This is a genomic window from Pseudoalteromonas sp. Scap06 (genome assembly GCF_013394165.1).
Taxonomy (GTDB): Bacteria; Pseudomonadota; Gammaproteobacteria; order Enterobacterales; family Alteromonadaceae; genus Pseudoalteromonas.
In genome coordinates this window covers 786931-799197 of record NZ_CP041330.1, presented here as the reverse complement: position 1 = coordinate 799197, position 12267 = coordinate 786931, and the positions used below count along the sequence as shown (strand labels likewise).

The 12267-nt window shown below is 41.7% G+C and carries 12 protein-coding genes; all 12 read right to left on the bottom strand.

What is annotated here, in order from left to right:
• Positions 1-6: 6 nt before the first annotated feature.
• The 12 genes from FLM47_RS03660 to thrA all read right to left on the bottom strand — a co-directional run bounded on the left by FLM47_RS03660 (position 7) and on the right by thrA (position 12224).
• Positions 7-492 carry a phosphatidylglycerophosphatase A gene (locus tag FLM47_RS03660; RefSeq protein WP_008110211.1) on the bottom strand — a complete coding sequence of 162 codons (486 nt, stop codon included), beginning with the start codon at positions 490-492 and terminating at the stop codon, positions 7-9.
• The gene (gene thiL / locus FLM47_RS03655; protein WP_010390938.1) at positions 489-1463 is read right to left on the bottom strand and encodes a thiamine-phosphate kinase; all 975 of its coding nucleotides are present in this window, start codon (positions 1461-1463) and stop codon (positions 489-491) included. The genes FLM47_RS03660 and thiL overlap by 4 nt, the downstream gene beginning before the upstream one ends.
• A gap of 88 nt (positions 1464-1551) precedes the next feature.
• A complete protein-coding gene (gene nusB, locus FLM47_RS03650; protein ID WP_010390936.1) occupies positions 1552-1962 on the bottom strand; it encodes a transcription antitermination factor NusB in 411 nt (136 codons plus the stop codon).
• A 15-nt stretch (positions 1963-1977) separates the two neighbouring features.
• Positions 1978-2442, bottom strand: a complete 465-nt coding sequence (ribE, locus tag FLM47_RS03645) for a 6,7-dimethyl-8-ribityllumazine synthase (protein WP_008110216.1) — start codon at positions 2440-2442, stop codon at positions 1978-1980.
• Between the two features lie 93 nt (positions 2443-2535).
• Complete coding sequence (gene ribBA / locus FLM47_RS03640; RefSeq protein ID WP_010390933.1) at positions 2536-3648, bottom strand: bifunctional 3,4-dihydroxy-2-butanone-4-phosphate synthase/GTP cyclohydrolase II; 1113 nt, start codon at positions 3646-3648, stop codon at positions 2536-2538.
• A 28-nt stretch (positions 3649-3676) separates the two neighbouring features.
• Positions 3677-4330 (bottom strand): riboflavin synthase, encoded by a 654-nt coding sequence (locus FLM47_RS03635; protein ID WP_010390931.1) that lies wholly within the window; start codon positions 4328-4330, stop codon positions 3677-3679.
• Positions 4331-4354: 24 nt separating this feature from the next.
• On the bottom strand, positions 4355-5482 hold the full coding sequence (gene ribD / locus FLM47_RS03630; RefSeq protein WP_178955257.1) for a bifunctional diaminohydroxyphosphoribosylaminopyrimidine deaminase/5-amino-6-(5-phosphoribosylamino)uracil reductase RibD: 1128 nt from the start codon (positions 5480-5482) through the stop codon (positions 4355-4357).
• A gap of 2 nt (positions 5483-5484) precedes the next feature.
• Positions 5485-5934 carry a transcriptional regulator NrdR gene (gene nrdR / locus FLM47_RS03625; RefSeq protein WP_010390928.1) on the bottom strand — a complete coding sequence of 150 codons (450 nt, stop codon included), beginning with the start codon at positions 5932-5934 and terminating at the stop codon, positions 5485-5487.
• Between the two features lie 107 nt (positions 5935-6041).
• Positions 6042-7298, bottom strand: a complete 1257-nt coding sequence (gene glyA / locus FLM47_RS03620; RefSeq protein WP_028834925.1) for a serine hydroxymethyltransferase — start codon at positions 7296-7298, stop codon at positions 6042-6044.
• Positions 7299-7566: 268 nt separating this feature from the next.
• Positions 7567-8850, bottom strand: coding sequence for a threonine synthase (thrC, locus tag FLM47_RS03615; RefSeq protein ID WP_178955255.1), 1284 nt, complete (start codon positions 8848-8850; stop codon positions 7567-7569).
• An 11-nt stretch (positions 8851-8861) separates the two neighbouring features.
• A complete protein-coding gene (gene thrB / locus FLM47_RS03610) occupies positions 8862-9797 on the bottom strand; it encodes a homoserine kinase (RefSeq protein WP_008112008.1) in 936 nt (311 codons plus the stop codon).
• Between the two features lie 9 nt (positions 9798-9806).
• Positions 9807-12224: a bifunctional aspartate kinase/homoserine dehydrogenase I gene (gene thrA / locus FLM47_RS03605; protein ID WP_178955253.1), complete on the bottom strand. Its 2418-nt coding sequence runs from the start codon at positions 12222-12224 to the stop codon at positions 9807-9809.
• Positions 12225-12267: the final 43 nt, after the last annotated feature.

The following is a 12267-nucleotide window of genomic DNA, read 5'->3' as shown; positions in this document are numbered from 1 at the left end:
AATAAATTAAAAGGGTAGTAAACCTACTTTTATCAATGCTTGCAAACAAATAAGCGAAAAAATACCTGCAAGTACATCATCGGCCATAATACCAAACCCACCATGGGCACGTTTATCGAGTATGCGAATCGGCCCAGGCTTTGCTATATCAAAAAAGCGAAACAGTAAAAAGCCCACCAGTAATGTTTGCCAGTTAAGTGCTGCGCCAATCATAGTAATATAGTAACCAGCAACTTCGTCCCAAACAATTGCGGGATGATCATGTACTTGAAGGTCATCGGCGGTTTTTCCACATGCCCAAATACCAAAGATGCTTATGACTACTGCAAATACAATTTGTAACCATAGCGGAAAATGCATGGTAATAAAAATAAACGGTAATGCTGCCAATGTGCCAAATGTACCAGGTGCTTTTGGTGCGAGCCCAGTACCAAAACCCAAGCCAAAAAATTGATGTGGGCGTTTTAAATTAAATAATCGGTTTTTATTCAAACCTGCTCCTTGGAAAAGTGCTCAAAACCTTTATGTTCAAAAGCAAACTTCTCACCTTGGTGTAATAACTCTATATTGCCGTCACCACTTTTTATTTGCCCGATACAGCTTGCCTCTACACCGTATTGGCGCAGCTTAATATCTAGCATACTCTTGTTACTATCAGCAACGGTATACAGTAACTCGTAATCATCGCCATAGTTAAGAACAAAAGGAAGTCGCTGCTCAAAATCAAGACTCGCTTGCATGGCATCTGAGGTGGGGACATTTTCAATATTAATGGTGGCACTAACTTGTGATAAATTTAGCACATGCCCTAAGTCGGCTAGTAACCCATCGGAAATATCAATGGCCGACGATGCCAAGCCTCGTAACGCTTGCCCAGCAGCTACACGTGGCGTGGGGAAATTTAAACGTTTATTAATATCTTTTAAGTGTTCAGGTGCAATCGATAAGCCTTGTTTTTTCGATTCAATCGCCAACCCAGCATCACCAAGCGGACCGGTTACAAAAATCCAATCACCCACTTTTGCACCACTTCTACGTAATGCTGTGCCTTCAGGAACTGTACCTTTTGCACAAATAGTAATACTAAGTGGACCTTGAGTGGTATCACCACCAATGATCTGAACGTTAAAGTACTCAGCAATTTCATGCATGCCATCAGTCAGCTCAGCAATCCATTGTGGATCGATACTAGGTAACGTAAGTGCAACCGACACCCAAGTAGGCTCTGCGCCCATGGCAGCTAAATCACTTAAATTAACAGCAAGAGCTCGATGCCCTAATGCGCGAGGGGAGATATCATGAAAAAAATGCACCCCAGCAACTAAGGTATCTGTGGTTACAGCAAGCTGACAGTTCGCTGGAACTGTGACAAGCGCACAGTCATCTCCAATCCCTAAATTAACATCGCGACGAGTAATGCCACGACCTTTAAAGTAACGATTAATTAATTCAAATTCCTTCATACACAAAAAAGCCGGCCTATGCCGGCTCTCCTTTTTAACGGTTATTTATAACAACTCATCTGATAATAAATTTCAGCTAAAGTTGTTATTACTTGCGTAACTGTTTTACAGCTTTATCAAGTACACCGTTTACAAATTTATGGCTATCTTCAGCGCCAAACATTTTAGCTAATTCAATACTTTCATTGATAGCCACTTTGTAAGGAACGTCTTCACGAAATTTAAGCTCGTAGCTGCTTAAACGTAAGATAGCACGTTCAACTTCGTCTAATTCATCAAATGGACGAGTTAAATGAGGCGATACAGCTTCGTCTAGTTGCTTGTGGTTTACTGCAACTCCACGCGCTAAATCTTTAAAATATTCAACATCAATTTTAGTCACATCGTTTTCGATCAACATTTGTTGTTCGATATCGGCAATTGCATTGCCGCTTAATTGCCATGAATACACGGCTTGAAGTGCTAAGATACGTGCTTTACGTCTTGCTGCTGGTTTCACAAAAATTCCTTAAACTTAAATTTTATCTAACACATTAACCATTTCAAGCGCACCTAAAGCAGCTTCGCCGCCTTTGTTACCCATTTTGGTACCTGCGCGCTCAATTGCTTGCTCAATGCTTTCAGTGGTTAATACGCCAAATGCAACCGGGATATCATACTCAAGTGATACTTGTGCAAGCCCTTTATTTGACTCGCCAGCGACGAGATCAAAGTGAGGCGTGCCCCCTCTGATCACTACACCTAAGGCGATAATTGCATCATATTCTTTTTTTGCTGCAACGCGTTTCGCTGCTAAAGGTAATTCAACCGCACCTGGTACGTAAATTACGGTAATATCATCTTCTGATACTCCACCAGTACGTTTTAGCTCATCAACAGCACCTGCAAGCAAGCTACTACCAATAAAGTCATTGAAACGAGAAATGACAATGGCAAACTTTTTGCCTGGAGCGTATTTATTACCTTCAATAATTTTCATTTGATAACCCTAAAAATAAGTTTAAGCGATTTCGGTTGCGCAAAAATTGCTGCGCATTATACCACATAAATAAAATAATAGCCTAGCGTGTAATTATTGTGGCTCTACGTAATCAACAACTTCTAAATGGAAGCCTGATAATGCATGATATTTTTTCGGTAAACTCATCAAACGCATTTTTTGGATACCTAAATCAGCCAAAATTTGCGAGCCTACACCTACGGTACGTGAAGTACCTTGGAATTTGCGTGGCGTTACACTCTCGCCAGCATCAGCTGCAGCGAATGCTTTAACAGTCGCTTCTAATTCGTCAGTGCTTTCTTGCTTACCTAAGATGACTAAAGCGCCATTATGCTCAGCTATATACGCCATTGCTTGCGATAATCCCCAACTACGATCAGCATTACGATCAGAGAGTAAAATATCGTTAAAGGTACTTTGTAAGTGCACTCGCACTAACGTTGGTTCTTGTTGTTTTATTTCACCTTTAAGCAATGCATAGTGCAGCTGCCCGTCAATGGTGTCTTTGTAAGTTACTAAGTCAAATTCGCCATGCTCAGTTGGCAATTTACATTTTGCAACTTGCTCAATAGTGGTTTCATTTAAGTTACGGTATTCGATTAAATCAGCAATGGTGCCAATTTTAATATCATGTTGCTTAGCAAATACTTCTAAATCAGGGCGGCGCGCCATGGTGCCATCTTCATTCAGAATTTCTACAATCACTGATGACGGCTCAAGTCCCGCTAAACGCGCTAAATCACAGCCAGCTTCAGTGTGCCCTGCGCGCGTTAATACGCCGCCAGGTTGCGCCATAATAGGGAAAATATGCCCAGGTTGTACAATATCACTTGGCACAGCGCCTTTAGCAATGGCAGCTTGAACAGTACGAGCACGATCCGCTGCAGAAATACCCGTTGTAACCCCTTTTGACGCTTCAATAGACATAGTAAAGTTGGTCGAGAACGCGGCACCATTATTTTTAACCATCAGCGGTAAATCAAGTTGCGAGCAACGCTCTTGAGTCATGGTTAAACAAATTAACCCACGGCCATGAGTCGCCATAAAGTTAATTGCTTCTGCACTAATGTGCTCAGCAGCAATAATTAAATCGCCTTCATTTTCTCTGTCTTCATCGTCCATTAAAATAACCATTTTACCGGCTTTAATGTCATCTATTATTTCTTGTGCGCTGTTTAAATTCATAAGTTGCTCGTATAAGTTGTCAATATCGTTATTTTATAAAGCCCGCTTTAGCGAGTAAGCTCATCGAAATATCTGAACCAGTAGGATGCTCAGCTCCCTTTACAAGGCGCTCTAAATAACGTGCTATTTGGTCGACCTCTAGATTCACTTTGGTACCGACTTGAAAATCGGCTATGGTCGTTTGCCCGCTGGTGTGGGGCACAATCGTTAGTTTAAATTTATTACCTTCAACCGCATTGACCGTTAGGCTAATACCATCAATACATACAGACCCTTTATAAGGAATGTATTTCATTAAATTTTCGTCGGTGGCTAACCAATATTCAGTTGCTCGCGCATTGGTATTTATTGCTGTGATAGTGGCAATACCATCGACATGACCAGACACTAAATGACCTCCGAGGCGCGATACAGGTTGCATCGCCTTTTCTAAGTTAACTGTTTGCCCTAATGCGTAATGTGCAAACCCCGTTAAGCTAATCGTTTCATTTGATAAGTCAGCACTAAAGCCATCTATATGCTTATCAACAACCGTGAGGCACACACCATTGGTTGCAATACTGTCACCTAACTTAACATCACTCATATCAAGGTTTTTACTTTGGATACGAATAGCTAAATCACCTTGTTTTTTTTGTAATAACGCAATTTTACCTGTCGCTTCAACTATTCCAGTAAACATAGTGCTACTCTTTATATAAAATAATTAATGAGCTTTTTTGTGTGCTGTGATACGTAAATCATCACCGATTGGCACACACTCATTAAAAGTTAAATTAATGGTATTTTGCATACTCATTAACTCTGGGAAATTCAGTAAACTTTTAGCATCGCTGCCCATTAATTTAGGGGCAATGTAAAAAACAAACTCATCAATTAAATCAAGTTCAGCCATTTTTCCGGCCAATGTGGCACCCGCTTCTAACCACACATTATTAAACTGTAATTGCGCTAGCTTTTGCAGCACTGCTTGTAAGTCTACTTTATTGTTCTTTTCGGGGACTTCGATCTGTTTAACAAAATGAGGCCACTGATGCGATTTATCAACCTTGGTGGTAAATATTATCACCTCACTTTGAATTGAAAATAAGGCAAGTTCAGGGGTAAGTCTGTTTTGGGAATCAATAATAACGCGAACAGGTTGGCGCAGTGGTAAATTGGTCGGTAAAGAAACCGGAAGTTCTTCTGGGCGTACATTTAGTTTTGCATCATCCATCAAGACTGTATCGGCACCGGTTAAAATTGCACAGCTCTGAGCACGATATAGTTGCACATCTTGGCGCGCAGCAGGCCCGGTTATCCATTTACTTTGGCCGTTTTTAAGCGCCGTTTTACCATCAATACTGGCGGCCATTTTGCAGGTTACAAAGGGTAACCCCTGCTCCATTCGTTTAAAAAAGCCTAAATTTAATGCCCGCGCTTGCTCTTCAAGTAATCCGTAAGCGACTTCTATACCCGCATCCGCTAAAATTTTCAGGCCTTTTCCTGCAACTTGCGGGTTGCTGTCAACCATAGCAGCAACCACTTTTTTTACACCCGCGGCCTTTAGCCCTTCAGCGCAAGGCGGTGTGCGACCATAATGACTGCAAGGCTCTAGGGTTACATAAGCGGTTGCACCTTTAGCATTCTCACCGGCCTCAGCCAAAGCATTAACTTCAGCATGACCTTGCCCTGCTAATTGATGAAACCCTTCAGCTATTATTTTATTATTTTTTACTAGTACGCAGCCTACATTAGGATTAGGAGTGGTGGTAAAGCGCCCTTTTTTTGCCAGCTCAATGGCACGTGCCATATAACGTTTATCATCCTCTGAAAACGAGCTTTGCATGGTCATTACTACTCTCCTAAGCGGGCTATTTCTTCACCAAACTCACGTATATCTTCAAACGAGCGATATACTGAGGCAAACCTTACATAAGCTACTTTATCTAACTTTTTCAGCGCTTCCATAATGCACTCACCCACTAAATGGCTAGACACTTCACGTTCGCCGGTGGCTCGTAGCTGAGATTTAATTATATTAACGACTTCATCAACTTGTTCGGTACTTACGGGACGTTTTTCAAGAGCGCGGGTTAAGCCATTTAGTAACTTATCTTCATTGAACGGTTCACGACTGCCATCTTGCTTAATAACTCGCGGCATCACTAATTCAGCCCCTTCAAAGGTGGTAAATCGTTCGTGGCACTCATTACATTCACGGCGTCTACGTACTTGGTGTCCCCCGCCGACAAGGCGAGAATCAATAACTTTAGTATCTTTGGCGGTGCAAAATGGGCAATGCATAACTGTGTGTTTCCGTTTTAAAAACAAAAAATGGCCGCTATTATAGCGGCCATTATCATAACAAAAATGTGTGCAGTTGTGATCTAAATTACTATTTTACTCTTGGATTAAGCGTAAACAGGTAATTTTGCACAAATTGCTTTCACTTTTTCTTTTACTTGCGCTTGTACTGACTCATCTTCGATGTTGTCTAGTACGTCACAGATCCAGCCCGCTAACTCTTTTGACTCTGCTTCTTTAAAGCCACGACGAGTGATTGCTGGTGAACCAATACGCAAACCAGAAGTAACAAATGGTGAACGAGGATCGTTCGGTACTGAGTTTTTGTTAACCGTGATATTCGCATTACCTAGGGCAGCATCTGCATCTTTACCTGTGATATCTTTGTCGATTAAATCAAGTAAGAATAAGTGGTTGTCAGTTTTACCCGATACTACTTTGTAGCCGCGCTCTTGTAATACGGCAACCATTGCTTGTGCATTTTTAACAACTTGTGCTTGGTATGTTTTAAACTCAGGTTGAAGTGCTTCTTTAAATGCAACCGCTTTAGCAGCAATAACATGACATAAAGGACCACCTTGGCCACCTGGAAAAACAGCGCTGTTTAGCTTTTTGTAAATTTCTTCATCGCCACACGCAGAGATGATTAAACCACCGCGAGGACCCGCTAATGTTTTGTGTGTTGTGGTTGTTACAACGTGAGCAAATGGTACTGGGCTTGGGTAAACACCCGCAGCAATTAAACCTGCAACGTGCGCCATATCAACAAATAAGTAAGCACCTACTTTGTCTGCAATTTCACGGAACTTAGCCCAATCAACAATACCTGAGTAAGCAGAAAAACCAGCAATGATCATTTTTGGTTTGTGCTCAAGTGCTAACGCTTCAACTTGTGCGTAATCAATTTCGCCAGTTTCTTCGTTAAGGCCATACTGAATTGCGTTGTATGTTTTACCTGAGAAGTTTACGTGTGAGCCGTGTGTTAAGTGACCACCGTGCGCTAGGCTCATGCCTAATACAGTATCAAGTGGGTTTAAAAGAGCTTGGAAAACAGCAGCATTAGCTTGTGAACCGGCATGAGGTTGCACGTTTGCGTAATCTGTACCAAATAATTCATTTGCGCGGTCAATAGCAAGTTGCTCAACCACGTCTACGTGCTCACAGCCACCGTAGTAACGTTTGCCCGGGTAACCTTCAGCGTATTTGTTAGTCAGCTGAGAACCCTGCGCTTCAAGTACGCGTGGGCTACAGTAGTTTTCAGATGCAATTAACTCAATATGCTCTTCCTGACGTGATGTTTCTTTGCTCATCGCGTCAAATAACTCTGGATCAAAGTCCGAAATATTCATGCTACGTTCTAACATTGGGGTCTCCTGGGCAACGTGTATGGGTATTTTTTAGAGGCTTTATTGTACGCTTAAAACGACGTTTTGCCTACGCTCTTAAGTTGAGGATATTTAAACAGGGATTGAGACTATTTCACAGCATTTTGATGATGATATTTTTTTATAAACTAATAACAATTTTAAATGAATTTTATTTACTACATTTATATAGCTTATGCGTTATGTCTTAAGCGATGCATAAACAGACAAAAAAAGCGGCCTAAGCCGCTTTTATTATCTGCCTTTTTTAGGCAAGCTTTTTAAACAATTCTGTACGCAAAACATCATAATCGTTGTGCATATCAGTGGCTAAACACGGTTTTGCAAGCGCATCTGCTAGCGGTTTTGGCATGGCTATTTCGGTATTTAGTACCTCTTCAACGCTTTCTTTAAATTTAGCTGGGTGTGCAGTCGCTAAAAAGATACCTGCAGCATCTGTTGCTTTATTTTCAATAAGCCCTTGGTAGGCAATCGCGGTATGAGGCTCTGCAATATAGCCAAGCTGTTGAATTTTTTTCATCACTGATTTTGTGCTTTGCTCATCCACACTAACAGAATAAAAATTGTCATAACTAAACCAGTTATTATCTAGCATAGTTTGTACTCGCGGCCAGTTATTAGGTTTACTCACATCCATTGCATTTGAAAGCGATTCAATTGTCGCATTAGGCGTCCAATTTTTATCAAGCATAAAGCGCGGTACTGTGTCGTTTTGGTTCGTAGTCGCGCTTAGTTTACCTACTGGCATACCAATAACAGCGCCAATCATAGCCGCACACACATTACCAAAGTTACCACTCGGTACTGAAATATGCGCTGTAGCACGCTTTTCTTTTGGCAGCTGTGCAATGGCTTCAAAGTAATAACACACCTGCGCAACTAAACGGCTAATGTTGATTGAATTTGCAGAGTTTAAACCTAACTTCGATTTTAGCTCTTCATCTAAAAATGATTTTTTAACCAATTCTTGGCAATCATCAAAACTACCCTCAATCGCATAACAGTGAATGTTGTCACCAAGCGTTGTAAATAACTTTTGCTGCGCTAATGAAATTTTACCTTTAGGGTATAAAATAACGACATCAATATTTGGTTTTTTATAAAAAGCATGTGCGACTGCAGCCCCGGTGTCACCCGATGTTGCTGTCAATATTGTCACTTTTTCGCCTTGATTAAATTGCGCTAAGCACTCGGCCATAAAACGGCCACCAAAATCTTTAAATGCCAGTGTTGGGCCATGGAATAACTCTAAGCAATAGGTATTGTCTTCAACTTCCACCAGCTTAACCGGAAAGTTAAACGCATTCTTAACCATCTGGGCAACAGTATCACTTGGTAGCTCGTCACCAATAAGGTGCGATAAAATTTTGCCGCTGCGAGTAACAAAGTCCATATCTAGTAATGCATCAACATCACTTAATGGCGCTAACGACTCTGGAAAAAACACACCTTGATTACGCCCTAGTCCTGTTTTTACAGCTTCAACAAACGACACTTTTTGTGAATATTCTTTTAAATTATGTAATTGCATGACTCTTTATCCTATAAAACATTTAATTGACGCGTGCCGTCGTTATCTAATTTACAAATATGGCAAAAACCTTGCTCGTTGATGTAATTTTCCTCTAGCCACTGCGCGCATTGCTCTGCCGCTTCAAGCGTTTTACATACACTAAACAAGGTCGGCCCTGCGCCTGAAATACTCACCACTTCAGCACCGAGTTCTGGCAAACTAAGTTTGGCTTGATCAAAACCATTTATTAGTGGCGCACGATGTGGTTCAGCAATATTGTCTTGCATAATACAAAGCGCCTCATCAAAACGTGAAGTCAGTAATAAACTGCTAAAAGCCGATAATCGCTGCGCAAACTCAACCCCCGCATGCATACTTAGCTCTTTTGGTAAAACAGAGCGTGCCTTTGCGGTATTGAGCGAAAAGCCAGGAAATGCGGCAACGTAATACCAGTTTTCATCAACAGGTAACGCTATTGATTTATTTGGAATTAAGTCGCCCGTTAATTGTAAGCCACCAAGATAACAAGGAGTGATATTGTCATAATGACGTCCACCGCTTACCAAGCCCTCAAAATCGGCCATTAGCTCTATTAACTCAACTTGGCTTAAATTAGTTTGAGCAAACTTATCCAGCGCTGCAAATGCCGCAACAACAGAGCAAGCACTTGAGCCTAACCCAGACCCTATAGGCAGGTTTTTTTTCAACTCTAATTTTACGGCTGGCATATTCGGTGCTACATGTGTACGAAAATGCACTAAACATTGATACGCTAAGTTTTCATTCGCATCGCTTGGGAGTTTATGGGCGTATTCGCCACTACAAATAAACTCATCACGAGGCGCTTCACAAATAGTAACCACATCCCCCAGCAAGCTGCCATCAATCGGGGCTAACGCCGCACCGAGGGAGTCAAAGCCAACCGTAAAATTACCAATGGAGGCTGGCGCATAAACTTCAATCATAACCGCCCCCTAGCGTGATAGTGTTTTAAGAATATCGGCAAATACACCCGCAGCAGTTACTGCAGAGCCTGCCCCATAACCACGAATTACAAACGGACGCGGTTGGTAGTATTGGCTTAAAATAGCCAGCGCATTTTCACCATCACGAATTACACTTAATGCGTGTGATGAATCCACGGCTTCGATTCCGACCTTACAGTGACCATTTTTAATTGTGCCTACGTAGCGAAGTACTTTACCTTCACTCGCTGCACTTTGAATACGGTCGTTAAAGTCAGCATCCAGACTTGGTAGCTTTGCCATAAACTGTTCAACATTGTCACCTTGGGCGAAGCCTTGTGGTAACACCGACTCCACTTCAATATCGCTAAGCTCTAATTGCATACCTGCTTCGCGGGCAATGATAAGTAGTTTACGTGCTACGTCAGTTCCCGATAAGTCATCGCGCGGATCGGGCTCTGTAAACCCGCTTTCTTTGGCTTTAATTGTTGCTTCAGAAAGTGATAAACCATCTTCTAGTGCACCAAACATGTATGAAAGCGAGCCTGATAAAATACCACTAAACTCAAGTAATTCATCGCCAGCACCAAAGAGTGATTGCAAGTTATCGATTACAGGTAAACCTGCACCTACGTTAGTTTCGTATAAAAACTTACGATTATTTTTATGTGTAGCTGCTATTAAATCTTGGTAATACGTATATGAGCTCGTGGTGGCTTTTTTATTGGCAGCCACAACGTGGAAACCCGCATTTAAAAAATCGACGTATTGCGAAGCCAAGGCATCTGATGAAGTACAATCAACTAGCACAGGGTTAACCAAGTGGTTTTGCTTAACAAACTGTTCTACTAATTTTAAATCAAATGCTTGCTCTGATTGCGTTAGTTTTTGTTGCCAATCATCAAAAGCAATGCCTTCACCATCAAGGTGTAATTGACGAGAATTAGCCACACCGTATAGGTTTAATTTAATATTTCGCTTTTCAAGCCATGCTTGTTGACGTTCAAGCTGGTTTATTAGCTCTTGACCGACTAAGCCACATCCCAATAAAAACACATCGATTGAAGGCACATGAGTGAAAAAGTTTTCATGACAGATTTTAACCGCGTCATTACACAACTCACCGTCAATAACCGCAGAAATAGCGCTTTCAGTTGAGTCTTGCGCTATAGCAACAATGTTAACTTGTGCTTGAGCAAGCGATGCAAAAAACTTAGCCGCTAAGCCTTTATGAGCGCGCATGTTATCGCCCACTAACGTTACTATTGCTAAATTACGTTGCACATTTACCGGCTCAATTAAGCCAGCTTTTGACTCTAAGTCAAAGGCCACTTGCAACGCACTTAACGCTAGGTTTAAATCACTTTCATGAACACAAAAACTGATGCTAAATTCACATGATGATTGAGTGATCAGGACGATTGACACGTTATCATGCGCTAATGCATTAAATACTTTCGATGCCATACCCACTTTGCCCTTCATACCAGGACCTGAAACGGTCAACATAGCTAAGTTTTGTAGGCTTGAGAGTGCTTTTACTGGCTCATCAGATACCGTATCGTTACTAATTAATGAGCCTTGTGCATCTGGGTTATGAGTGTTTTTAATTTCGCATGGCACTCCAGCTTTTGCACACGGTAGGATAGTTTTAGGGTGCAACACTTTAGCGCCAAAATAAGAAAGCTCCATCGCCTCTTTGTAAGATAGGAAATCAACCTTAGTGGCTTTTTTGATATAACGCGGATCGGCGCTGTATACACCATCAACGTCAGTCCATATTTGGCACACTTGCGCCTCTAAACACGCTGCAGCAATCGCCGCTGAATAATCAGAGCCATTTCGACCAAGTGTTGTGAGCTCACCTTTATCATTACTTGCAGTAAATCCAGGCATGATGTAAACCGTTGCTGGCGACTCTTTTAGTACCGCTTGAAAACGGGCTTTACTGGCGACTAAATCGGCCTCAGCGTCAATGTGTCCACCCGTTGAAACAATACAGTCTGTTGCTTGTAAATAATGCGCGTTATGATCGGCTAGTAAGCTTTGCATTAGCGATACGCTAACACGTTCACCAAAGCTAATAATAAAAGCCCTGATTTTGTCTGGGCAACACTTAATAAGTGCAACCCCATCAAGCTTATTTTTCAATTCGTTAAAGTCTGGCCAGTTTTGAACTGTTCCTTGTTTTTCCTCTACAGCTGCTTTTAAAGCATTGCAGCGGGTAACAAGTGCATCCCACAACGGGTTGAAATCCAGCCCCTGCTCTGCTGCACTAGCCAGCGCAACAAGCGAATCTGTCATACCGCCAGGCGCTGAAAGCACCAGTAACATTTCATCTTTTAATTGTGCCTTAGCTAGAGCAGCTACTTGCTCTAAACAGGCAAAGTCAGCGAGCGATGAGCCACCAAATTTTAAAACGCGCATTTTTATGTTTCCTCATTCCATAAAACGAAAAAAGGCCTGTGTT